The organism is Ramlibacter sp. MAHUQ-53 (assembly GCF_052600055.1).
On record NZ_JBQWTS010000005.1, the window covers coordinates 216,736 to 240,615 of the forward strand.

General features: G+C 70.1%; 20 protein-coding genes. 17 read left to right on the forward strand and 3 right to left on the reverse strand.

The genetic code is table 11. From position 1 onward, the window contains the following. Positions 1 to 45 precede the first annotated feature (45 nt). Genes ACT80S_RS10000 through ACT80S_RS10010 form a run of 3 tightly spaced genes read left to right on the forward strand, consistent with a single transcriptional unit; the run spans position 46 to position 5,643 of the window. Positions 46 to 1,311, forward strand: coding sequence for a TolC family protein (locus ACT80S_RS10000; RefSeq protein ID WP_377415481.1), 1,266 nt, complete (start codon positions 46 to 48; stop codon positions 1,309 to 1,311). A gap of 10 nt (positions 1,312 to 1,321) precedes the next feature. After that, complete coding sequence (locus ACT80S_RS10005) at positions 1,322 to 2,554, forward strand: efflux RND transporter periplasmic adaptor subunit (RefSeq protein ID WP_377415482.1); 1,233 nt, start codon at positions 1,322 to 1,324, stop codon at positions 2,552 to 2,554. After that, positions 2,551 to 5,643, forward strand: a complete 3,093-nt coding sequence (locus ACT80S_RS10010; RefSeq protein ID WP_377415483.1) for an efflux RND transporter permease subunit — start codon at positions 2,551 to 2,553, stop codon at positions 5,641 to 5,643. The genes ACT80S_RS10005 and ACT80S_RS10010 overlap by 4 nt, the downstream gene beginning before the upstream one ends. Before the next feature lie 56 nt (positions 5,644 to 5,699). Here the strand turns inward: ACT80S_RS10010 and corA are convergent, their stop codons facing one another. Next, positions 5,700 to 6,686 carry a magnesium/cobalt transporter CorA gene (corA, locus tag ACT80S_RS10015; RefSeq protein WP_377415484.1) on the reverse strand — a complete coding sequence of 329 codons (987 nt, stop codon included), beginning with the start codon at positions 6,684 to 6,686 and terminating at the stop codon, positions 5,700 to 5,702. A 163-nt stretch (positions 6,687 to 6,849) separates the two neighbouring features. Next, positions 6,850 to 8,061: a patatin-like phospholipase family protein gene (locus tag ACT80S_RS10020; protein ID WP_377415485.1), complete on the reverse strand. Its 1,212-nt coding sequence runs from the start codon at positions 8,059 to 8,061 to the stop codon at positions 6,850 to 6,852. Positions 8,062 to 8,876: 815 nt separating this feature from the next. On the opposite strand from ACT80S_RS10020, the gene hpf reads away from it, so the two are divergent. The 3 genes from hpf to hprK all read left to right on the forward strand — a co-directional run bounded on the left by hpf (position 8,877) and on the right by hprK (position 10,812). Then, positions 8,877 to 9,254, forward strand: coding sequence for a ribosome hibernation-promoting factor, HPF/YfiA family (gene hpf, locus ACT80S_RS10025; RefSeq protein ID WP_377415486.1), 378 nt, complete (start codon positions 8,877 to 8,879; stop codon positions 9,252 to 9,254). Positions 9,255 to 9,383: 129 nt separating this feature from the next. Beyond that, positions 9,384 to 9,851, forward strand: coding sequence for a PTS sugar transporter subunit IIA (locus ACT80S_RS10030; protein ID WP_377415487.1), 468 nt, complete (start codon positions 9,384 to 9,386; stop codon positions 9,849 to 9,851). Between the two features lie 10 nt (positions 9,852 to 9,861). Further along, entirely contained in the window at positions 9,862 to 10,812 is a 951-nt protein-coding gene (hprK, locus tag ACT80S_RS10035; protein WP_377415488.1) for an HPr(Ser) kinase/phosphatase, read from the forward strand. 28 nt (positions 10,813 to 10,840) lie between these two features. Here hprK and fur read toward each other — a convergent pair whose 3' ends face one another. After that, entirely contained in the window at positions 10,841 to 11,281 is a 441-nt protein-coding gene (gene fur / locus ACT80S_RS10040; RefSeq protein WP_377415489.1) for a ferric iron uptake transcriptional regulator, read from the reverse strand. 75 nt (positions 11,282 to 11,356) lie between these two features. On the opposite strand from fur, the gene ACT80S_RS10045 reads away from it, so the two are divergent. The 11 genes from ACT80S_RS10045 to ACT80S_RS10095 all read left to right on the forward strand — a co-directional run bounded on the left by ACT80S_RS10045 (position 11,357) and on the right by ACT80S_RS10095 (position 23,871). Further along, positions 11,357 to 11,899, forward strand: coding sequence for an outer membrane protein assembly factor BamE (locus tag ACT80S_RS10045; protein WP_377415490.1), 543 nt, complete (start codon positions 11,357 to 11,359; stop codon positions 11,897 to 11,899). A 4-nt stretch (positions 11,900 to 11,903) separates the two neighbouring features. Continuing rightward, complete coding sequence (dapB, locus tag ACT80S_RS10050; protein WP_377415491.1) at positions 11,904 to 12,722, forward strand: 4-hydroxy-tetrahydrodipicolinate reductase; 819 nt, start codon at positions 11,904 to 11,906, stop codon at positions 12,720 to 12,722. Between the two features lie 270 nt (positions 12,723 to 12,992). After that, positions 12,993 to 13,637 (forward strand): MotA/TolQ/ExbB proton channel family protein, encoded by a 645-nt coding sequence (locus ACT80S_RS10055; protein ID WP_377415492.1) that lies wholly within the window; start codon positions 12,993 to 12,995, stop codon positions 13,635 to 13,637. Then, a complete protein-coding gene (locus tag ACT80S_RS10060; RefSeq protein ID WP_377415493.1) occupies positions 13,634 to 14,053 on the forward strand; it encodes an ExbD/TolR family protein in 420 nt (139 codons plus the stop codon). The genes ACT80S_RS10055 and ACT80S_RS10060 overlap by 4 nt, the downstream gene beginning before the upstream one ends. A gap of 42 nt (positions 14,054 to 14,095) precedes the next feature. Next, on the forward strand, positions 14,096 to 16,735 hold the full coding sequence (leuS, locus tag ACT80S_RS10065; RefSeq protein WP_377415494.1) for a leucine--tRNA ligase: 2,640 nt from the start codon (positions 14,096 to 14,098) through the stop codon (positions 16,733 to 16,735). Further along, positions 16,735 to 17,235: an LPS-assembly lipoprotein LptE gene (locus ACT80S_RS10070; RefSeq protein ID WP_377415495.1), complete on the forward strand. Its 501-nt coding sequence runs from the start codon at positions 16,735 to 16,737 to the stop codon at positions 17,233 to 17,235. The genes leuS and ACT80S_RS10070 overlap by 1 nt, the downstream gene beginning before the upstream one ends. 4 nt (positions 17,236 to 17,239) lie before the next feature. Beyond that, positions 17,240 to 18,328: a DNA polymerase III subunit delta gene (gene holA, locus ACT80S_RS10075; protein WP_377415496.1), complete on the forward strand. Its 1,089-nt coding sequence runs from the start codon at positions 17,240 to 17,242 to the stop codon at positions 18,326 to 18,328. Beyond that, positions 18,325 to 19,605, forward strand: a complete 1,281-nt coding sequence (locus tag ACT80S_RS10080) for a glutamate-5-semialdehyde dehydrogenase (protein WP_377415497.1) — start codon at positions 18,325 to 18,327, stop codon at positions 19,603 to 19,605. The genes holA and ACT80S_RS10080 overlap by 4 nt, the downstream gene beginning before the upstream one ends. A gap of 13 nt (positions 19,606 to 19,618) precedes the next feature. Next, a complete protein-coding gene (locus ACT80S_RS10085; RefSeq protein ID WP_377415498.1) occupies positions 19,619 to 20,632 on the forward strand; it encodes a DUF6352 family protein in 1,014 nt (337 codons plus the stop codon). 70 nt (positions 20,633 to 20,702) lie between these two features. Continuing rightward, entirely contained in the window at positions 20,703 to 21,998 is a 1,296-nt protein-coding gene (gene gshA, locus ACT80S_RS10090) for a glutamate--cysteine ligase (protein ID WP_377415499.1), read from the forward strand. A gap of 4 nt (positions 21,999 to 22,002) precedes the next feature. Beyond that, entirely contained in the window at positions 22,003 to 23,871 is a 1,869-nt protein-coding gene (locus ACT80S_RS10095; RefSeq protein WP_377415500.1) for a potassium transporter Kup, read from the forward strand. The last annotated feature ends 9 nt before the right edge of the window (positions 23,872 to 23,880 follow it).

Sequence of the window (23,880 nt, forward strand, 5' to 3'; positions counted from 1 at the left end):
TTTCCGGCTGAGCGCGTATCTACTCGGTAGCATCGGAAAATTCCCATGCACCGTCTTTCCCTGTTCCTCCTGTCCGCGCTGCTGGCCGCCGGCCTGGCCCATGGCCAGCCCGCCGCCGCGCCCGCGGACGCCTCCTCGCCGCTGACCCTGGCCCAGGTGCTGCAGGCCGCCCGTGACAACCTCGACGTCTCCCTGGCGCGACGCGCCCTGGCCGGCGCCCAGGCCGACGTGGTGGCCGCCGACCGGCGCCCCACGCCCGTGCTGTCGGCCAAGGCCGGCTCCATGGACCTGGAGCACGGCATCGGCCCCGGCAACGCCCTGCGCGAGAAACGAATCGACAAGGGCCTCGGCCTGGACTGGACCGTGGAGCGTGGCGACAAGCGCGCCCTGCGCACCCGGGCGGCCGAGCGCAACGCCCAGGCTGCGCGCCTGGAGCTGGCCGAGGTGCTGGTGCAGCAGCAGGCCGCCGCCGCGGCCGCCTACTACGACCTGCTCGCCGCCCAGGAGCGCGTGGGCCAGGTCGAGGCGCTGGCGCGCAGCGCCGCCGACCTGGCCGCCGCTGCCCAGCGCCGCCTGCGCGCGGGTGACCTCTCCCAGCAGGACGCGCTGCGCACCGAGATCGAAGCGCGCCGGGCCCAGGCCGAGCTGCGCGGCGCCCAGGCCGACCGCCAGCGCGCGGTGCTGGCCCTGGCCCAGGTGACCGGCCTGCGCGGCGATCTGCGCGCCGAGGTGGCCTGGCCCGCGGCCGGGCCCCTGGCGGGCGACGGCCCCGACATCGAGCAGCGCCCCGCGGTGCTGGCCGCCCGCGAGCGGGTGCAGGCCGCCCAGGCCGCCTACGACGGCGCCCTGGCGCTGCGCCGCAACGACGTCACCGTCGGCGCCTCGGTGGACCACATCCCCGGCACCTCGCGCCGCCAGCTCGAGCTGCGCCTGCAGATGCCCCTGGCCGGCGTGCTGGGCACCTACGGCTACGAGGGCGAGATCGCCCGGGCCCGCGCCGCGCTGGAGCAGGCGCAGGACCAGCTGGAGATGGCCCGCCGCGACGCCCTGGCCGACACCGGCCGGCTGCGCGAGGACCTGCGCGCCGCCGCCGCCCGCGCCGCCGACTTCCAGTCGGACATCGTGCCGCGCGCGCGCCAGGTCGCCGCGATGGCCGAACTCGCCTACACCCGGGGCGCCCTGTCCCTGACCGACCTGGTCGAGGCGCGCCGCACCCTGCGCGCCGTCCTGGTCGACGAACTCGCCGCCCGCGCCGAGCATGCGCGCGCCGCCTCCGCCTGGCAGCTGCGCCTGGCCCCGCCCACGAACTGATCCCGTTGCCGTGAACCTGCGCCTGATTTCCCTCCTGATCCCAGCCGCCTTCGCGCTCGCCGCCTGCGGCGACAAGGCCGCTGCGCCCGCCGCGCCCGCGCCCGCCGACCCCGTGGTCCAGGGCCAGCAACTGCGCTTCCCACCCGGCCACCCGCAGCTTGCGAAGCTGGGCCTGGTGGCCGCCGCCCCGGCCAGCGCCATCACCGTCGAACTGCCGGCCCGCCTGGTCTGGAACGAGGACCGCACCCAGCGCATCTACCCCGCCTTCGCCGGCCGGGTGGAGCGCATCGTGGCCGACGTGGGCCAGGTGGTGAAGCCGGGGCAGCCCCTGGCCCTGCTCGCCTCGCCCGACTTCGGCGTGGCGCAGGCCGAGACCGCCAAGGCCCAGGCCGACGCGCAGCTGACCCAGCGCGCGCTCGCCCGCCAGCGCGAGCTGTTCGAGGCCGGCATCGTCGCGCGCAAGGACCTGGAGCAGGCCGAGGCCGACGCCGCCCGCGCCCGCGCCGAGCTGCAGCGGGCCGAGGCCCGCACCCGCCTGTACGGCGGCGCCGGCGCCGGCGTGGACCAGCGCCTGGCCCTGTCGTCCGGCATCGCCGGCATGGTCGTGGAGCGCAACCTCAACCCGGGCCAGGAGCTGCGCCCGGATGCCGGCGGCAATGGCGTGCCCCCGCTGTTCACCGTCAGCGACCCCGCCACGCTGTGGGTGCTGGTCGACGCGCCCGAGCGCGAGGCCGGCCTGCTGCGCCCGGGCGTGAAGCTCGCGCTGTCCGTGCCCGGCCTGCCGGGCCAGGCCTTCGAGGCCCGGGTGATGGCCGCCGGCGACTTCATCGACCCGGCCACGCGCCGCCTGCGCGTGCGCGCCGTGGTGGACAACCCCCAGCGCCTGCTGAAGGCCGAGATGCTCGCCAGCGCGCGCGTCACGCGCCAGCCCGCCCCGGGCACGGTGGTGGTGCCGGCCGCGGCGGTGAAGCTCGAGGGCAGCACCCACACCGTGATGGTGGAAGCCGCGCCGGGCGCCTTCGAGCCGCGCCAGGTCGAGGTTGCCACCCAGAACCAGGGCGAGGTCTTCATCTCCCGCGGCCTGGCCGCCGGCGAGAAGGTGGTCTCGCAGAACATGCTGCTGCTTTCGCGCCAGCACCGCATCGCCCTCGATGACCACCAGGGATCGGGCGCCGCCAAGGCCGCCCCGGCGGCCTCCGCGGCCCCGGCCGCCTCGCCTGCCGCTGCGGGGGCCTCGCGGTGAAGCGCCTGATCCATTTCGCCCTGCACCGCCCGCTGTTCGTCGTCCTGGGCACGGTGCTGTTCGCGCTGTCGGGGCTGTTCGCCTTCAGCAACCTCTCGGTCGAGGCCTTCCCGGACGTGACCGACACCCAGGTCACCGTCATCGCCCTGTACCCGGGGCGCGCCGCCGAGGAGGTGGAAAAGCAGGTCACGCTGCCCGTGGAGGTGGCGCTGTCGGGCCTGCCCAATTCGATCCGCGTGTTCTCGCACACGCAGTTCGGCCTGTCCTTCACCGTCGTCACCTACGACGACAAGGCCGACGTGCCCACCGTGCGCGCCCAGGTCAACGAGCGCCTGCGCTCGGTGGACCTGCCGCCGGGGGTGGAGACCCACATCGCGCCCAACGCCACGCCGGTGGGCGAGATCCTCCGCTACCGGGTGCGCGGCGACGCCCTGGACACCACCGAGCTGCGCGCCATCGAGGACTGGACCGTCGAGCGCTCGCTGCGCCAGGTGCCCGGCGTGGCCGACGTGGTGGCCCTGGGCGGCTTCATCAAGCAGTACGAGGTGCAGCCCGACCTGGAGAAGCTGCGCGCCGCCAAGCTGAACTTCCAGCAGCTGCTCGACGCGCTGGGCCGCGGCAACGCCAACGCCGGCGGCAGCTACGTGGCCCAGGGCCAGCAGCAGTACGCGATCCGCGGCATCGGCCTGCTCAAGTCGCCCGAGGACATCGGCCGCATCGTCGTCGCCAACCGGGGCAGCACGCCGATCCTGGTGCGCGACGTCGCGCAGGTGAAGGTGGGCGCGGTACCCCGCCTGGGCGTGGTCGGCCAGGACCTGGACGACGACGTCGTCACCGGCATCGTCATCATGCGCAAGGGCGAGAACCCCAGCGTGGTGCTCAAGGCGGTCAAGGACCGCATCGACGACCTCAACACCCGGGTGCTGCCCCAGGGCGTGAAGATCGTGCCGTACTACGACCGCACCTGGCTCATGGGCAAGACCCTGTCCACCGTCTTCCGCAACTTGGTGGAAGGCGCGCTGCTGGTCTCGATCGTCCTGTACCTGTTCCTGTCGAACCTGCGCGCTACGCTGGCGGTGGTGGCGCTGATCCCGCTGTCCCTGCTGGCCACCTTCCTGGGCCTGAAGTTCATGGGCGTGCCGGCGAACCTGCTGTCGCTGGGGGCGATGGACTTCGGCATCATCGTCGACGGCGCGGTGATCGTGGTGGAGAACATCCTGCACCGCCTCTCCGAACGCGGGGAGGACATGAAGGACAACGAGCGCCGCCAGGTGATCCTGGACGCCACCACCGAGGTCGGCCGGCCGACGCTGTTCTCGATGCTGATCATCATCGCGGCGCACATCCCCATCTTCGCGCTGCAGCGCCATGAGGGCCGCATCTTCCAGCCGATGGCGCTGTCGGTCACCTCGGCGCTGATCGGCGCCCTGATCTTCTCGCTGATGCTGGTGCCGCTCATGGCCTACTGGATGCTGCGGCGCAAGCTGCCGCATGGCGACAACCGCCTGCTGGCCGCCTGCAAGCGCGCCTATGCGCCGGTGCTGGCCTGGGCCCTGGCGCGCCGCCGCGCGGTCATGGCGCTGGCCGTCGTCGCCTTCGTCGCGGCGATGGGCGTGGCCACCCGCCTGGGCTCGGAATTCCTGCCGGAGCTGAACGAGGGCACGATCTGGGTCAACGTCCGCCTGCCTTCCAGCATCTCCAACGACGAGGCGGCCCGCACCCTGCGTTCCATCCGCCAGGCGCTGCTCACGGTGCCCGAGGTGCGCACCACGGTCTCCAAGGCCGGCCAGCCCGAGGACGGCACCGACCCCAAGACCATCTCGATGGCCGAGGTCTTCGTCGACGTCAAGCCGCCCGAGGAGTGGCGCAAGGGCCTCACCCGCGCGCAGCTGCTCGACGAGATGGACCGCGCGGTCTCCGCCATCCCGGGCATGGAGCCGGTGTTCTCGCAGCCCATTCGGGACAACGTGCTGGAATCCATCTCGCAGATCGACGGCCAGATCGTGATCAAGGTCGCCGGGGACGACCTGGGCGAGCTCAAACGCGTGACCCAGGCCATCGAGCAGCAGGTCAAGCAGGTGCCCGGCGTCTACCGCGCCGAGATCGACCGCTTCGGCGAGCTGCCGCAGCTGGTCATCGACATCGACCGCGACCGCGCCGCGCGCCTGGGCCTGAACGTTCAGGACATCCAGGACGTGGTCGAGGCCGCCCTGGCCGGCAAGGCCGCCACCCAGATCTGGGAGGGCGAGCGCAAGTTCTCGGTGGCGGTGCGCCTGGCCGGCGAGCGCCGCCAGCTCGGGGCGCTGCCGCAGACCCTGATCCCCACGCCCGACGGCGGCTACGTGCCCCTGTCCAGCGTGGCCGACATCCGCGAGGTCAGCGGCGCGATGAACATCGCCCGTGAGGCCGGCCGCCGCACCATGGCCATCGGCATCTTCATCAAGGGCCGTGACATGGGCTCGGTGGTGGCCGACATGAAGCAGCGCACCGACGGCGCGGTCACCCTGCCGGCCGGCTACACCGTGAGCTGGTCGGGCGAGTTCGAGAACCAGGAGCGGGCCATGAAGCGGCTGTCCCTGGTGGTGCCGGTCTCGCTGCTGCTGATCTTCGTGCTGCTGTTCGACGCCTTCGGCTCCCTCAAGCGCGCCGCTCTGATCCTGATGAACGTGCCCCTGGCCCTCATCGGCGGCTTCGTCGCGCTGTGGATCTTCGGCATCCCGCTGTCGGTCTCGGCCGCCATCGGCTTCATCGCGCTGTCGGGGCAGGCGGTGCTCAATGGCGTGGTGATGCTCTCGGTGTTCCAGCAGCTGCAGTCGCGCGGCATGTCGGTGGTGGACGCGGTGCGCGAGGGCTCGATGCAGCGCCTGCGCACGGTGCTCATGACGGCCTTGCTGGCCGCGCTGGGGCTGCTGCCCATGGCGCTGTCGCAGGACATCGGCGCCGAGACCCAGCGGCCGCTGGCCATCGTGGTGATCGGCGGGCTATTCACCGCCACGCTGCTCACGCTGGTGGTGCTGCCGGTGCTGTACGTGGCCTGGTTCGGCCGCGAGAAGCAGCACCCGCTGCCGCTGCCCAAGGGCGGCCACTGAGGCCGGCGCCGCGCCTGCGGGCGCGGCGTCCTGTCACGGCGCGTGCGGGGGGCGGGTCAGCGCAGCCAGCCGCGCTTGCGGAAGTACCACATCGGCACCACCGCGCTGGCCACCATCAGCGCCAGTGCGAGCGGGTAGCCGCCCTGCCACTCCAGCTCCGGCATGTACTTGAAGTTCATGCCGTAGAGGCTGGCCACCAGGGTCGGCGGCAGCAGCGCCACGCTGGCCACCGAGAAGATCTTGATGATCTTGTTCTGGTTGATGTTGATGAAGCCGACGGTGGCGTCCATCAGGAAGTTGATCTTGTCGAACAGGAAGGCCGTGTGGTTGTCCAGCGACTCGATGTCGCGCAGGATCTGCCGCGCCTCCTCGAACTGCTCGGCGGACAGCATGCGGCTTCGCATCATGAAGCTCACCGCGCGGCGGGTGTCCATCATGTTGCGGCGGATGCGGCCGTTCAGGTCCTCCTGGCGCGCGATCGCGCCCAGCACCTCGCCGGCCAGGGCGTCGGTCACCTCGCCGGACAGCACCTGCTTGGAGACCTCCTCGAGCTCGTCGTAGATGCCCTCGAGCGTGTCGGCCGAGTACTCGGCGTCGGCGTCGAACAGCTTGAGCAGCACCTCCTTGGCATCCTCGATCAGGCCCGGGGCCCGACGTGCGCGCATGCGCAGCAGGCGGAACACCGGCACGTCCTCGTCGTGGATGGAGAACAGGACGCCCTTGCTCTTGAGGCTGTCGTTGACCAGGTTCAGGATGAAGGCCACGCGGACGGTGCGCGGCTCGTCGTCACCGGCGATCAGGAAGTCGCTGCGAATGTGCAGGTCGCCGTTGTCTTCCTCGTAGAAGCGGGCGGATTCCTCGATGTCCTCGTCCATCGCGTCGTCGGGGATGGACAGGCCGAAGTACTGCTTGACCCAGCGCTTTTCCTCGGGCGTGGGTGATTCCAGGTCGACCCAGATCGGCTGGAACTTGGACAGCTCCTCCAGGGACTCGATTTCTTCCTGGAACAGACGCCCGTTGGCGAGCGTGAAGATGTTGAGCATGGCTCACTCCGTGACAGGGGGTTCGGCGGTGCGGGGCAATGGGGAGCTTCCGACGCCCCGCGGCCTCTTGTCACGGGCGTCGAAAGCTACCGACTCGGGTAGGTTTCCAAGGCGTGGGCCTCCGGTAATTTCGACCCGTCGATTATGCCGCGCCACTCGGCCGTCAGACCGCGTGGGCGTGCTCTCGGTGCTCGAAAAATGAGAGCAACTCGGCCCGGCGGGCGTAGGCATCCTGTTCGCCCAGCGCGATCAGCGCCTGCGTGAAGCCGGGCTCGAAGAGCAGGTAGCTGGCCAGGGGGCCGCCGCTGCGCATCGCGCCCAGCCCGCCGAGGGCGCGGCGCACCGGCCGCGGCAGGGCGCTGGCATGCTGCATGGCGAGCGCGTCGAGTGACTGGCTCGGCTGGATCGCCAGCACCTCGACCGGGCGGTACGGCAGCATCCCCGCCACTTCCCGCGGCAGCTGGCGCAGGGTCTGGGTCACGCGCTGGGCCTGCTCCACGTCGGCCTGCAGGGTGTCGTGGAACACGCTGGCCAGCGCATGGGCCGCAATCGCGCCCAGCCGGGGCTCGGCGGCCGGGGTGCCGTTGGCCGCGGTGCGCTGCGGCTGGCCCACGCCCACCACCAGGATCCGGTCGGCCCCCAGGTGCACCGCGGGCGACAGCGGCGAGACCTGGCGCATCGCGCCATCGCCGAAGTATTCGCGGCGGCCGTCCACCCACAGGGGCGTCGGCGGGAACAGGAACGGCAGGGCGCTGGAGGCCATCAGGTGTTCGATGGTCACCGGCTGGAACTCCGCGCGCCGCCCGGGCCGGTTCCAGGGCTGGTGGCCCGTGTCGGCCGCGGTGTGGCAGAAGGTCCAGTGGGTGCCTGTGGTGTAGCTGGAGGCCGTCACCGCCAGCGCCTGGATCGCGCCCTGGGCGAGGGCCTGCTCGATGCCCGCCAGCGAAATGCCCTGGTGCAGCGTGTCCACCAGGGGCATGGTGTCCAGCAGGGCGCCTTCGCGCCGCGTCGCGCTCCACAGCCGAACCGCCGCCAGCAGCCGCGACACCCGCACCCAGTGCGGGATCTTCAGCGCGTACACGTCCTCGCAGTGCAGGCGGCCCCAGAACCGGGCGAGGTGGTCGAACGCCGCCAGCCCGGAGGTGGCATGGCCGGCCAGGCTGGCCACGTTGATGGCGCCCGCCGACGTGCCCACCAGCACCTCGAACGGGAACGGCGCCGCGGCGCCGGGCGAGCGCAGCCCGAGCATGCTGCCGAGGGCGCGCAGCACGCCCGCCTGGTAGGCCGTGCGCGCGCCGCCCCCCATCAGCACCAGGGCGTGGACGTGCGCCGGTGCCGAGGCCTGCAGGGTGCCGAGCATGGTCGCCAGCGACATGGCGGGAATTCCTCCGTCCGGCTCATCCTAGAGCAAGGCCCGCCGGGCCGGAAGCGGCAGGATGAGTCCTACACGCCCGAGCCGACACGTCCGACAGGTCGGCTGAGGCGAGGCCCCTACATTCGGTCCATCGGTTCTGCACCGACGCCCCCGGCGGCGCCGTTCCCGGCCATTCGCAGGAGTCCCGCATGATCCACCTTGCCTCCGAATCACGCCCCGGCCGTCCCGGCTGGCGCCCCGGCCCCGCGGCCCGTCCGCAGGCGCAGGCCCCGGGCAGTCCGCGTGTCGCCTCGCATGCGTGGCCCTTCCTGAGCCGTCCGGTGACCGGGCCCGCCGTGCAGGGCCCGTCGCCATCCCCCCGCAATGACAGCGGCAGCTGACCTGCCGCACGGAGCCTTTTCCCATGTCCCTCGACACCCGTCCCCCGCGTCGCCCCCCGGAAGCGGTCCGCGACAAGCCCCAGGTCGACCGCACCGAGCACGGCAACCTCGAACGGGCCCATGCGCGCCGGCACCCGCATGCCGCGCAAGCCCCTGCTTGCAATGGGGGATGGAGCCGCCACGGCGCCGGCCCCGCGGCCTGGAGCACCTGGAGATAGTCCATAAGAAATCGACTGATCGATCGACCAGCACCTTCGTGGCATAACTCGTTGCGCTTTGTCAATTCCGCGGCGTGAGTCCCCGCGCCCGGCGGCTCAAACCCATTGCTTTTCGCGGCATGCCCGCGCATAGTGAACCCGACCAGTGATCCTCACCCGGGCTGCTGCACTCCAGGTTGGCAGCCCATTCAACCCGTGCAACACAGGAGACTCACTCATGAACCTGACGATCAGCGGTCACCACCTCGAAGTCACTCCCGCCCTTCGCAATTACGTGACCACCAAGCTCGATCGCATCACCCGGCACTTCGACCAGGTGGTGGACATCAAGGTACTGCTCACGGTTGAAAACCAGACGGAGAAGGAAAGACGCCAGCGCGCTGAATGCAGGATCCACGTCAAGGGCAATGACCTGTTCGCCGAAAGCGCCCACGCCGACCTGTACGCGGCCTTCGACGAACTCGTCGACAAGCTCGACCGCCAGGTCTCCCGCCACAAGACGCGCCTGCAGGACCACAACCATCACTCGGCGAAACGCCTGATGGCTGTGGACGGCGGGCTCCCCGCCGAGGCCGGCCAGGCGGCCGGCGCGTGACACGAGGCGCCTTCGGGCGCCTTTCCATTTCAGGGACCTGCCTCCCGGCGCGTTGTGGTGCTGGGAACACGGCGGGCGCGGCCCCTGCGTTGCGGGGTTGGGGGCGGGTGCATAATCCACTCCCCAACCATGAACCGCCTTGCGTCCATCCTGCCCGTCTCCCAGGTTCTGGTGAGCGTCGACGCCACCAGCAAGAAACGGGCTTTCGAAGAAGCCGGGCTGCTGTTCGAGAACCTGCACGGCCTCTCGCGTGCCCTGATCACCGACAGCCTGTTCGCCCGTGAACGCCTCGGCTCCACCGGCCTGGGCCACGGCGTCGCCATTCCCCACGGCCGCATCAAGGGCCTCAAGGCCCCGATGGCTGCCCTGTTCCAGCTCGCCCAGCCGATCGGCTTCGACGCGCCCGACGAACAGCCCGTGGGTCTGTTGATCTTCCTGCTCGTGCCCGAGGCCGCGACCCAGAAGCACCTGGAGATCCTGTCCGAGATCGCCGAGCTCCTGAGCGACGCCGTCCTGCGGGAAAAGATCAAGACCGCTGCCAGCGCCGAGGCGCTGCACGGCCTGATCGCCAACTGGCAGTCGGCCCAGCCGGCCTGAAGCGCGCTTCGTGAAACCCACCGTCGTCAGCGCAGATGTCCTGTTCGAGGACCATCGCAGCACGCTGAAGTGGGAGTGGGTCGCCGGCCTGGGCGCCTCGGAGCGCCGCTTCGACGAAGTGGCCATCCGCGCCGCGCGCTCCGGCGCCGACCTGGTCGGCTACCTCAATTACATCCACCCGTACCGGGTGCAGATCCTGGGCGAGCGCGAGATCGCCTACCTGCAGAACGCCACCGCCGACGACTGCGCCCGCCGCATCGCGCGCATCGTCACGCTGGAGCCGCCGGTGCTGGTGCTGGCCGACGGCCAGGTCGCGCCCGACGCGCTGGTGGCCATGTGCGAGCGCGCGCAGATTCCCATGTTCGCCACGCGCGAGTCGTCGGCCTTCGTGATCGACGTGCTGCGCGCCTACCTGTCCAAGCACTTCGCCGAGCGCACCTCCATGCACGGCGTGTTCATGGACATCCTGGGCCTGGGTGTCCTGATCACCGGCGAGTCCGGCCTGGGCAAGAGCGAGCTGGGCCTGGAGCTGATCTCCCGTGGCAACGGCCTGGTGGCCGACGACGCGGTGGACCTGTACCGCATCAACCAGACCACCATCGAGGGCCGCTGCCCCGAGCTGCTGCAGAACCTGCTGGAAGTGCGCGGCATCGGCCTGCTGGACATCCGCGCCATCTTCGGCGAGACCGCGGTGCGCCGGAAGATGCGGCTGAAGTTGATCGTGCACCTGGTGCGGCGCGAGACGCTGGAGCGCGAGTACGAGCGCCTGCCCTACGAGCCGCTCACGCAGGACGTGCTGGGCGTGCCGATTCGCAAGGCCGTCATCCAGGTGGTGGCCGGTCGCAACATCGCCGTGCTGGTGGAAGCCGCCGTGCGCAACACCATCCTGCAGCTGCGGGGCGTGGACACCTACGCGGAGTTCGTCGAGCGGCATCGCCGCGCGATGGAGAGCGAGGGCTGACTGCCCGGGGTCCCCGCGGGCCGGGGACTCAGTTGCCGCGGCCGGCGGGCCGGTGCGGGCAGCCTTCCTTGACGCAGTTCGCGTACAGGCTCAGGGCGTGGTCGGCGATGCGAAAGCCCTGGGCCTGGGCCACCGCGTTCTGGCGCTTCTCGATCTCGGCGTCGTAGAACTCCTCGACCCGTCCGCAGTCCAGGCACACCAGGTGGTCGTGGTGCTGGCCCTCATTGAGCTCGTAGACCGCCTTGCCGCTCTCGAAGTGGCTGCGCGAGAGGATGCCGGCCTGCTCGAACTGCGTCAGCACGCGGTAGACGGTGGCCAGGCCGATGTCCGAGCGCTCCTCGAGCAGCACGCGGAACACGTCCTCCGCGGTCATGTGGCGCTGCGAACCCTTGTGGAATACGTCCAGGATCTTCAGCCGGGGCAGCGTCGCCTTCAGGCCGGTGCTTTTGAGTTCGTCGATGTTCGCCATGGTGCCTGTCGGGGCGGCCTCGCCGAGAGGGGCCCGCCGCTACAATCGTTCGATCATATACGCCACGCCCGCCTGATGCCCGCCATCCCCCTTCGCAGCAGCCGCCTCGCCCTCGTGCTGGCCGCCTGCGCCCTGGCCGCCGGCTGCGGCAGCCTCGACGGCGCCAGCGCCCGCGTCGCCGGCGCCGTCACGCCGTACAAGATGCCGATCGTGCAGGGTAACTTCGTCTCGCGCGAGCAGGTCGCCGTCCTCAAGCCGGGCATGAGCCGCCAGCAGGTGCGCGAGATCCTGGGCACGCCCCTCCTGGCGAGCGTCTTCCACGCCGACCGCTGGGACTACGTCTTCACCCTGCGCCGTCAGGGCGTGCCGCCGCAGGCCTACCGCCTGACCGTGCAGTTCAAGGGCGACGCGCTCGAGCGCTTCGAGGGCGACACCATGCCCACCGAGGCCGAGTTCGTGGCGCTGCTCGATGTCGCGCGCCGCAACCGCCCGGTGCCCCCGCTGGAGGCCACCGAGGCCCAGCTCAAACGCTTTCCCGCGCCGGCGCCCGCCGCGCCCGAGGCGCCGCTGCCGCCCGCCGCCGCCAGCTACCCCCCGCTCGAACCGCCGTCCCGCTGACCCGATGCCTTCCCTGAACACCCCCCACCGCGTCGCCGTCGCCGGCGCCACCGGCCGCATGGGCCACATGCTGATCGAGGCCATCCGCGCCAGTGATGACTGCCAGCTCGCCGGCGCGCTGGACGTGCCCGCCAGCCCCGCCATCGGCAACGACGCCTGCGCCTTCCTGGGCCACGCCAGCGGCGTCGCCGTTACCGCCGACCTGGCCGCCGGCCTGGCCAATGCCCGTGTGCTGATCGACTTCACCCGCCCCGAGGGCACGATGGCCCACCTGGCCGCCTGCCGCGCGCATGGCGTGGCCCTGATCATCGGCACCACCGGCTTCTCCGAGGCGCAGAAGGCCGAGATCGCCGAGGCCGCCAAGGTGATCCCGATCGTGATGGCCCCCAACATGTCTGTGGGCGTGAACGTCACGCTCAAGCTGCTCGAGATGGCGGCCAAGGCCCTGGCCACCGGTTACGACATCGAGATCATCGAGGCCCACCACCGCCACAAGGTCGATGCCCCCTCGGGCACGGCCCTCAAGATGGGCGAGGTCATCGCCGACGCCATCGGCCGCGACCTGAAGGAATGCGGCGTCTACGCCCGCGAGGGCGTGACTGGCGAGCGCGACCCGTCCACCATCGGCTTTTCCACCATCCGCGGCGGCGACATCGTCGGCGACCACACCGTGCTGTTCGCCGGCACGGGCGAGCGCATCGAGATCACCCACAAGTCGTCCAGCCGCGCCACGTACGCCCAGGGCAGCCTGCGCGCCGTGCGTTTCCTCGCGGACAAGAAGAACGGTCTGTACGACATGTTCGATGTCCTGGGACTGCGATAGCGCGGAGCATGACCGCCGCGCCGGGCCGCCCCAAGCAAGGTCGCGCCCCCTCGGGGGGCAGCGAGGACACGCAGTGCCGAGCGTGGGGGCCTCAATGACCGCCGCGCCGGGCCGCCCCAAGCAAGGTCGCGCCCCCTCGGGGGGCAGCGAAGGACACGCAGTGCCGAGCGTGGGGGCCTCAATGACCGCCGCGCCGGGCCGCCCCAAGCAAGGTCGCGCCCCCTCGGGGGGCAGCGAAGGACACGAAGTGCCGAGCGTGGGGGCACGGGTATGAACCTGTTGCAGCTGCTGCGCCAGGGGGATGCGATCACGCAGGGTGTGGCGCTGCTGCTCCTGGCGATGTCCGTGGCGAGCTGGGTCGCCATCGTCTGGAAGGCCTGGCTGCTGCGCCAGGCCTCGGCCGGCGTGGCCCGCGGCGTCGCCGCGTTCTGGCAGGCCGCCAGCCTCGATGAAGCCCGCGCCCGCCTGCCGGCCTTCGACCGCGTGGGCCTGGTCCTGCCCCTGGTCGAGGCCACCGCCCCGCCCGCGCCCGGCGGCCTGGCCGCCGCCGGCGACCGGTCGCAGCAGCTCACGCGCGGCCTGCGGGACGCGCTGCACGACATCATCGACAAGCTCCAGTTCGGCCAGGTGATGCTGGCCACCGTGGGCTCCACCGCGCCCTTCGTGGGCCTGCTCGGCACGGTCTGGGGCATCTACCATGCGCTCACCGGCATCGCCGGCAGCGGCCAGGTCGGCATCGACCAGGTCGCCGGCCCGGTGGGCGAGGCCCTGGTCATGACGGCCGCCGGACTGGCCGTGGCCATCCCCGCCGTCCTGGGCTACAACATCTTCAGCCGCCGCATCGCCCGCATCGAGGCCGACCTCGAAGGCTTCGCCCGCGACCTGCGCGACCTGCTCTCCGGGGCGCAGCAATGAGCTTCGGCCGGCTCGAGCGCACCCCGCCGCCGCAGCCGTTCTCGGACATCAACGTCACGCCCCTGGTCGACGTGATGCTGGTGCTGGTGGTGATCTTCATCGTCACCGCGCCGCTGCTGGCCAACTCGATCCGGCTGGACCTGCCCAAGGCCGCAGCCGCCAAGCCCCGCGAGGCTGGCGTCGCCATCACCGTCGTCCTCGACCCGCAGGGCGGCCTGTTCATCGACCGCGACCCCGTCACTCCCGCCCAGCTGGCCGAGCGCCTGGCCCAGGCCGGCAAGCTCAATCCCGCCACCGAGGTGCAGCTGCGCGCCGACCAGTCCGTCCCGTACGGCCGGGTGGTGGAGGTCATGGGCGCGGCCCAGGCCGCCGGGCTGAACCGGGTCGGCTTCGTGGCCGAGAGCCCGGCGCGCTGACCGGCCGGCGGCCGCGGGCTGCCCCCTACAATTTCGCCCATCATGCAAGACAAGTACAACCACCTCGAGATCGAGAAGGACGCGCAGGCGCACTGGACCGCGCGCGACGCCTACCGCGTCGTCGAGGACCCGAAGAAAAAGAAGTTCTACGCCTGCTCCATGCTGCCGTACCCCAGCGGCAAGCTGCACATGGGCCATGTACGCAACTACACCATCAACGACATGCTCACGCGCTACCTGCGCATGAACGGCTACAACGTGTTGATGCCCATGGGCTGGGACGCCTTCGGCCTGCCCGCCGAGAACGCCGCGCTGAAGAACGGCGTGCCGCCGGCCCAGTGGACGTACGAAAACATCGCGTACATGAAGAAGCAGATGCAGTCGATGGGCCTGGCCATCGACTGGTCGCGCGAGGTCGCTACCTGCGACCCGGCCTACTACAAGTGGAACCAGTGGCTGTTCCTGAAGATGCTCGAGAAGGGCATTGCCTACCGCAAGACCCAGGTCGTGAACTGGGACCCGGTGGACCAGACCGTGCTGGCCAACGAGCAGGTCATCGACGGCAAGGGCTGGCGCACCGGCGCCGTCGTCGAGAAGCGCGAGATCCCGGGCTACTACCTCAAGATCACCGACTACGCCGACGAGCTCCTGCGCTTCGTGAAGGACGACCTCGCCGGCTGGCCCGAGCGCGTCAAGCTGATGCAGGAGAACTGGATCGGCAAGAGCGAGGGCGTGCGCTTCGCCTTCACCCACGACATCGCGGGCGATGACGGGCAGCTCATTGGCGACGGGAAGATGTACGTCTTCACCACTCGCGCCGACACCATCATGGGCGTGACCTTCTGCGCGGTCGCACCCGAGCACCCGCTGGCCACGCATGCCGCCCGGACCAACCTGCGCCTCGCCGCCTTCATCGAGGAGTGCAAGAAGGGCGGCACCACCGAGGCCGAGCTCGCCCTCAAGGAGAAGGAGGGCATGCCCACCGGCCTGTTCGTCACGCACCCGCTGACGAACGAGAAGGTCGAGGTCTGGGTCGGCAACTACGTGCTCATGTCGTACGGCGACGGCGCCGTCATGGGTGTGCCGGGCCACGACGAGCGCGACTTCGCCTTCGCCCTCAAGTACAACCTGCCGATCGTGCAGGTGGTGCATGTCGATGGCGAGCACTACGACTACAAGCACTGGCAGGAGTGGTACGCCGACAAGCTCCAGGGCGTCACCATCAACTCCGACATCTTCAGCGGCTTCAAGTACAAGGAGGCGGTGGACGCCGTCGCCCACGCGCTGCAGCAGAAAGGCTTGGGCGAGAAGAAGACCACCTGGCGCCTGCGTGACTGGGGCATCAGCCGCCAGCGTTACTGGGGCACCCCGATCCCGATCATCCACTGCCCCGAGCACGGCGCCGTGCCCGTGCCCGAGCAGGACCTGCCGGTGGTGCTGCCGGCCGACTGCGTGCCCGATGGCACCGGCAACCCGCTGAACAAGCGCGAGGACTTCCTCGCCTGCAAGTGCCCGGTGTGCGGCCAGGCCGCCCGCCGCGAGACCGACACCATGGACACCTTCGTGGACTCGTCCTGGTACTTCATGCGGTACTGCGATCCCACCAACGACCAGAAGATGGTCGCCGAAGGCACCGACTACTGGATGCCGATGGACCAGTACATCGGCGGCATCGAGCACGCCATCCTGCACCTGCTGTACGCGCGCTTCTGGACCAAGGTCATGCGCGACCTCGGCCTGGTGAAGATCGACGAGCCCTTCACCAAGCTGCTCACTCAGGGCATGGTGCTGAACGAGGCCTTCTCGCGCACCACCACCGGCAAGCAGTACTACTGGCAGCACGAGCTGGACATCGTGCGCGACGAGCACAACAAGGTGCTCTCCGCCACCTCCAAGGCCGACGGCCTGCCGGTGACCTACGAGGGCTGGACCACCATGTCCAAGTCCAAGAACAACGGCGTCGACCCGCAGGCCCTGATCGAGCAGTACGGCGCCGACACCTCGCGCCTGTACACCATGTTCACCGCGCCGCCCGAGGCCACCCTCGAGTGGAACGACGCCGCGCTGGAGGGCAGCTACCGCTTCCTGCGCCGCGTCTGGAACTTCGGCATGAAGGTCGGCGGCACCGAGGCGGTGGCCGCGCGCTCGCGCGAAACGGCCCAGGCCGCGGGCTTCGGCAAGGCCGCCAAGGCCCTGCGCCTGGAGATCCACACCGTGCTGCGCCAGGTCGACTACGACTACCAGCGCATGCAATACAACACCGTGGTCTCCGGCGCGATGAAGATGCTCAACGCGCTCGAGGACTTCAAGGCGGTCGACGAGCCCGGCGCCCAGGCCGCCCTGGCCGAGGGCTTCGGCATCCTGCTGCGCGTGCTGTACCCGGCCACGCCGCACATCGCGCACGGCCTGTGGCAGGCCCTGGGCTATGCCGCCCTGCACGGCGACCTGATCGACGCGCCCTGGCCGCATGTCGACGAGGCCGCCCTCAAGCAGGACGAGATCGAGCTGATGCTGCAGGTCAATGGCAAGCTGCGCGGCTCCGTGCTGGTGCCGGCCGGCGCCGCGCGCGAGGAGATCGAGCGCCTGGCCGTGGCCAGCGAGGCCTTCACCAAGTTCGCCGAGGGCGCCGTACCCAAGAAGGTGATCGTGGTCCCGGGCCGCCTCGTCAACGTGGTGATCTGATGCGCCGGCGCGGCCTGCTCCTGGCCAGCCTGGGCGGCGCCGCGGCCACGCTGGCGGGCTGCGGCTTCCGCATGCGCGGCGCGCCCAGCTTCGCCTTCGACAGCATCCACCTCGCCGGCACCTCGGAGCTGGCCTCCGAGCTGCGCCGCAACCTGCAGTCCGTCCCCGGCCTGCGGGTGCTCGATGCGCGCACCCCGCCCGACCAGGCCCAGGTGATTCTGGACATCCTGGGCGAGCAGCGCCAGAAGGTGGTGGTGGGCCGCACCTCCACCGGCCAGGTGCGCGAATTCCAGCTTCGCATGTCGCTGAAGTTCCGCCTGCGCAACCCGCGCGGGCGCGAGCTGATCTCCGACACCGACCTGCTGCAGCAGAGGGACATCAGCTTCAACGAATCCGCCGTCCTGGCCAAGGAGGCCGAGGAAGTGCTCCTGTACAACGACATGCAGTCGGACCTGGTGCAGCAGGTGCTGCGCCGGCTGGCGGCCGTGCGGGCGGTCTGACCCCATGCAACTGGCCCTGCCCCAGCTCGAGGCGCACCTGCAGAAGACGCTGCGCTCCCTCTACACCCTGCACGGCGACGAGCCGCTGCTGGTGCAGGAGGCGGCCGACGCGATCCGCGCTGCGGCGCGGGCGCAGGGCTACACCGAGCGCACGGTCCACACCGTCGCCGGCGCGCACTTCGACTGGAGCGCGGTGCTGGCCGCCGGCGGCTCCCTGAGCCTGTTCGCGGACAGGCAGGTCGTCGAGGTCCGCATCCCCTCGGGCAAGCCGGGCAAGGAGGGCAGCGCCGCCCTCCAGCAGATCGCCGAGCAGTCCCAGGGCAACGACAGCACGCTGACCCTGGTGCTGCTGCCCAAGCTCGATCGCATGACCCTGCAGGGCGCCTGGTTCGGCGCCCTGGACAGCTTCGGCGCCACGGTCAAGGTCGACCCGGTGGAGCGCGCGCACCTGCCGCAGTGGATCGCCGGGCGCCTGGCGCGCAACGGCCAGCGCGTGGCGGCGGGCGAGGAGGGCCAGCGCACCCTGCAATTCTTCGCCGACCGGGTCGAGGGCAACCTGCTCGCCGCGCACCAGGAGATCCAGAAGCTGGCCCTGCTGCACCCGGCAGGCGAGCTGTCCTTCGAGCAGGTGGAGGCGGCGGTGCTCAATGTGGCCCGCTACGACGTCTTCAAGCTCTCCGAGGCGGTGCTCGCCGGCCAGGCCCAGCGCGTGCAGCGCATGCTCGAGGGCCTGCAGGCCGAGGGCGAGGCCGAGGTCCTGGTGCACTACACCCTGGCCGAGGACATCCGCGCCCTCAAGCGGGTGAAGGACGCCATGGCCGGCGGCAAGCCCCTGCCCCTGGCGCTGCGCGAGCAGCGCGTCTGGGGCCTGAAGGAGCGCCTGTTCGAGCGGGTGCTGCCGCGCCTGACCCCCCTCATGCTCGATGGCCTGCTGCACTCGGCCCACGTGGTCGACGGCATCGTCAAGGGCCTCAAGGCCCCCGGCTGGCCCGCCAGCGGCTGGCAGGCCCTGCACAAGCTGGCCCTGGACCTGTGCCTGGCCTGTTCCCCCCAGGCGCAAGGCCATACCCCGCGTGCGAAAATGGGCGGATGAACGCCCTGAACGTCGCCGAGTACATCCAGTCGCTGGGTGTGCAGGCCCGGCAAGCCGCCGCCCTGATGGCGAAGGCGAATGCCGCCACCAAGAACAAGGCTCTCAAGCGCCTGGCCGTCCTGCTGCGTGAGAACGCCGCGGCCCTCGCCGTGGACAACGGCAAGGACATCGCCCGCGCCGAGGCCGCCGGGCTGGCCGCCCCGATGGTCGACCGCCTGCGCCTCACCCCCAAGGTCATCGACACCGTGGCCGAAGGCTGCGAGCAGCTCGCCGCCATGCCCGACGTGATCGGCGAGATCCTCGGCATGAAGCAGCAGCCCAGTGGCATCCGCGTCGGCCAGATGCGGGTGCCGATCGGCGTCTTCGGCATGATCTTCGAGAGCCGGCCCAATGTGACCATCGAGGCCGCCAGCCTGTCCATCAAGAGCGGCAACGCCTGCATCCTGCGCGGCGGCTCGGAGGCCATCGAGTCCAACAAGGCGCTGGCGAAGCTGGTGCAGCAGGCCCTGGCCGACGCCGGCCTGCCGCCCGAGGCCGTGCAGCTGGTGCAGACCACCGACCGCGAGGCCGTGGGCCAGCTGATCGCGATGCCCCAGTACGTGGACGTGATCATCCCGCGCGGCGGCAAGGGCCTGATCGAGCGCATCAGCCGCGAGGCCAAGGTGCCCGTGATCAAGCACCTGGACGGCAACTGCCACACCTACATCGACGACCCCTGCGACATCGCCATGGCGGTCAAGGTGACCGACAACGCCAAGACCCAGAAGTACAGCCCCTGCAACGCCAGCGAGGGCCTGCTGGTCGCGCGCGGCGTGGCCGCTGAATTCCTGCCGGAGATCGGCGCCGTCTTTGCCGCCAAGGGCGTGGAGATGCGCTGCGACCCGGCGGCCAAGGCCATCCTCGCCGCCGTGCCCGGCGCGAACGTGGTCGACGCCACCGAGCAGGACTGGTACGAGGAGTACCTCGCGCCCGTCATCAGCGTGAAGGTGGTCGAGGGCCTGGACGAGGCCATCGCCCACATCAACCGGTACGGCAGCCACCACACCGACGCCATCCTCACCCGGGACCACATGCACGCCCAGCGCTTTTTGCGCGAGGTCGATTCGGCCAGCGTCATGGTGAATGCGAGCACCCGCTTCGCGGATGGTTTCGAGTACGGCCTGGGCGCCGAGATCGGCATCAGCACCGACAAGTTCCACGCGCGCGGCCCGGTGGGCATCGAGGGCCTGACCTCCCTGAAGTGGGTGGTGCTCGGCGACGGCGAAGTCCGCAACTGAGCGGGCGCCCACCATGCGTGATTACTGGCCTTCCTGCGGCTGGCGCCTCCTGGACCGTGACCCGCAGGGCCGGCTGGTCGTCACCGACGATTTCCTGCGCCTGCTGCTGGCGCGCCCCGAGCTCGCGCCGGTGCCCGAGTCCTGCGACGCCGAACGCGCCCTGCACGAGCGCCTGCTGCAGCAGCCCCGGCGCGAGGTGCCTGCAGCCGAACTCGCCGCGCTGGCGGATGCCGACGCCCGTGAGAACTACGCGGTCTGGCTGCGGTTCCGCGAGCGCCTGCTGGCGCAGCCCACGCTGGAGGCCAGCTACCTGCAGATCTTCCGCGGCCAGGTCGACGTGCCGCCGCTGCTGGTGCACCAGCTCACGCAGGTGATCCTGCGCGAGGCCCTGGGCGACGCCGCGCCGGCGCTCCAGGTGCGCGCCGCCGAGATGTTCTTCCGGCCCCAGCGCATCGCCGTCCAGGAGGACGGCCAGGTCATGGCGGCCGACGACGAGGCCGTGGAGCGCCTGGCCGTGGCCAGCTCCTTCGGCGCCATCGGCGAGCTGCTGCGGCAGGGCGGCGCGCCGCTGCGCGAGGCCGAACTCGACGTGCTGCGCGAGGACAACGCCGAGGATTACTGGCCCCGCAGCGAGGCGCACGACATGGTGGTCGCCCTGCACCACGGGCAGCCCGCGCTGGAGGGCCTGTGCCGGGTCATCGAACGCTGGGTGGGGCGCCTGCTCGGCGTGTCGGTGCAGGTGCGCGTCGAGCGCGAGATCGACGACGCGCAGTGGCTCTGGCACGTGGGCCTGGACGCCCAGGCCAGCGCGGTCCTCAATGCGCTCTATCAGGGCCAGGACGTTGAGCCCGCGCAGATGGAGCGCATGCTGTGCCTGTTCCGCCTGGATTTCGACGAACCCTCGGTGGTTCGCCGCGAGCTGGCCGGCCACCCCGTCTACCTCGCCATGGGCATGGATGCAACCAAGGTTCTCAGGCTCAAGCCGCAGAACCTGCTGTTGAATCTGCCCTTGTCGCGCCCGTCTTGATGCGGCGCACAAGCCTACTCCTACAATCGGGAGCCGAGGCCTCATCCCACCCCCTGAAGAGGGTTGCAGCATGGTTCCCCATCTCATCACGGCCCTGAGCGGCCCCATCAACGAGCTCGAGCAGCGCATCCTCGAGTCCATGCCCGCCATCGAGCGCTGGTTCCGCCTCGAATGGATGGAGCACACCCCGCCGTTCTACAGCTCGGTCGACATCCGCAATGCCGGCTTCAAGCTCGCGCCGGTGGACACCAACCTGTTCCCCGGCGGCTGGAACAACCTCACCCCCGAGATGCTGCCGCTGGCGGTGCAGGCGGCGATGGCGGCGATCGAGAAGATCTGCCCCGAGGCCAAGAACCTGCTGGTGATCCCCGAGAACCACACGCGCAACACGTTCTACCTGTCGAACCTGGCGCAGCTCCAGCGCATCTTCCACATGGCGGGCCTGAACGTCCGCATCGGCTCGATCAGCCCGGACATCACCGAGCCCACGCCGATCGACCTCCCGGGTGGCGAGTCCATCACCCTGGAGCCGGTGGTCCGCAGCAAGTACCGACTGGGGCTCAAGGACTTCGACCCCTGCACCATCCTGTTGAACAACGACCTCTCGGCCGGCGCCCCGGGCATCCTGGAGGACCTGCACGAGCAGTACCTGCTGCCGCCGCTGCACGCGGGCTGGAGCGTGCGCCGCAAGAGCCGCCACTTCCAGAGTTACGAGGAAGTCTCCAAGCGTTTCGGCAAGCTCCTGGGCATCGACCCGTGGCTGATCAACCCGATGTTCAACGTCTGCGGCGAGGTCGACTTCGCCAATGGCACGGGCATGGACTGCCTGGCCACCAACGTCGACGCGCTGCTCACGCGCATCCGCCGCAAGTACAAGGACTACGGCATCAACGAGAAGCCGTTCGTGGTGGTCAAGGCCGACAACGGCACCTACGGCATGGGCATCATGACCGTGCGCGACGCCAAGGACCTGGAGCAGCTCAATCGCAAGACCCGCAACAAGATGGGCGTCATCAAGGACGGCCAGGAGGTCTCGCAGGTGATCATCCAGGAAGGCGTGCTCACCAACGAACGCATCCACGATGCCGTCGCCGAGCCGGTGGTCTACATGATGGACCGCTACGTGGTCGGCGGCTTCTACCGCGTCCACGCCGAGCGGGGCGTCGACGAGAACCTCAACGCGCCGGGTGCCGGCTTCGTGCCGCTGGCCTTTGCCGAGAGCACGCGCCTGCCGCAGCCGGGCTCCAAGCCCGGCGCCAGTGCGCCGAACCGCTTCTACATGTACGGCGTCATCGGCCGCCTGGCCATGCTGGCCGCCAGCTACGAGCTCGAGGCCACCGACCCCGACGCCGAAACCTACGAATAAGCCCGTGTCGCACTCCAAGTCCTCGCTCGCCGCGCTCACGCTCGGCGCCATCGGCGTCGTCTACGGCGACATCGGCACCAGCGTGCTGTATGCGGTCAAGGAGGTGTTCGGCTCGGGCCACGTGCCGTTCACGCCGGGCAATGTCTACGGCATCCTGTCCATCTTCTTCTGGACGCTGACCATCATCGTCTCGCTCAAGTACGTGGTGCTGGTGCTGCGCGCCGACAACCACGGCGAGGGCGGCCTGGTGGCCATGCTGGCCCTAGCCTCGCAGGCGGTGAAGGACAAGCCGCGCCTGCGCTCCGCGATGCTGGCGGTGGGCATCTTCGGCACCAGCCTGTTCTACGGCGACGGCGTCATCACCCCGGCGATCTCGGTGCTCTCCGCGGTCGAGGGCCTGGAGGTGGTCTCGCCGCAGTTCAAGCGATGGGTGATCCCGCTGACGCTGGTCATCCTGTTCTGCCTGTTCTTCGTGCAAAAGCGCGGCACCACCGGCATCGGCCGCTTCTTCGGGCCGATCACCCTGGCCTGGTTCGCGGTGCTGGCCCTGCTGGGCGTGTCCAACATCCTGCTGCACCCGGAGATCCTGCAGGCGATCAGCCCGCACCATGCCATCGGCTTCGCCCTGGCCAACCCGGGTACCACCTTCATCATCCTGGGCGCGGTGGTGCTGTGCGTCACCGGCGCGGAGGCCCTGTACGCCGACCTCGGCCACTTCGGCAAGAGGCCGATCCGCCTGGCCTGGTTCGGCGTGGTCATGCCGTCCCTGGTGCTCAATTACTTCGGCCAGGGCGCGCTGCTGCTGGAGAACCCCGCGGCGGTGAAGAACCCGTTCTTCCTGATGGCCCCCGACTGGGCCCAGCTGCCCCTGGTGCTCCTGGCCACCGCCGCCACCGTGATCGCCTCGCAGGCCCTCATCACCGGCGCCTTCAGCGTGACCAAGCAGGTGATCCAGCTGGGGTACCTGCCGCGCCTGAACGTGCAGCACACCAGCGTCAGCGATACCGGCCAGATCTACATGCCCTTCGTGAACTGGGGCCTGTTCGTGGCCATCGTGCTGGCGGTGGTGATGTTCCGCTCCTCGAGCAACCTGGCGGCGGCCTACGGCATCGCGGTCACGCTGGACATGCTGATCACGACCATCCTCACCTTCTTCGTGATCCGCTTCGGCTGGAAGTACCCGCTGTGGCTGTGCCTGGCCGCCACCGGCTGGTTCTTCATCATCGACGTCACCTTCTTCGCGTCCAACCTCCTGAAGCTGCTGGACGGCGGCTGGTTCCCGCTCCTGATCGGCGGCGCGATCTTCACGTTGATGATGACGTGGAAGCAGGGCCGCTTCATCCTGAACCAGGCCCTCAAGACCGACGCCATCGACCTGAAAAGCTTCCTCGAGGCGGTCTTCGTCGCGCCGCCCTCGCGCGTGCCCGGCACTGCGGTCTTCCTCACCGCCGAACCCGGCGCGGTGCCCAACGCCCTGCTGCACAACCTGAAGCACAACAAGGTGCTGCACGAGCACAACGTGTTCGTCACCGTCCGCAGCCACGAGGTGCCGTGGATCGAGGCGAGCGAGCGCGCCGAGATCACCGCCCTGGGCAATGACTGCTGGCAGGTGATGGTGCATTACGGTTTCAAGGACGACCCCGACCTGCCGCTCGCGCTTGAGGCGGTGCGCACCCACGGCTGCCAGGTGGACCACATGAACACCAGTTATTTCCTCTCGCGCGACGTGGTCGTCCCCAGCATCGGCGGCGGCATGGCCCCGTGGCGCGAGAAGCTGTTCGCTCAGATGCACCACAACGCGAGCGCGGCGGCCGACTTCCTGAACCTGCCGAACAACTCGGTCGTGGAGCTCGGCTCCAAGGTCGCGATCTGATTCCCAAGG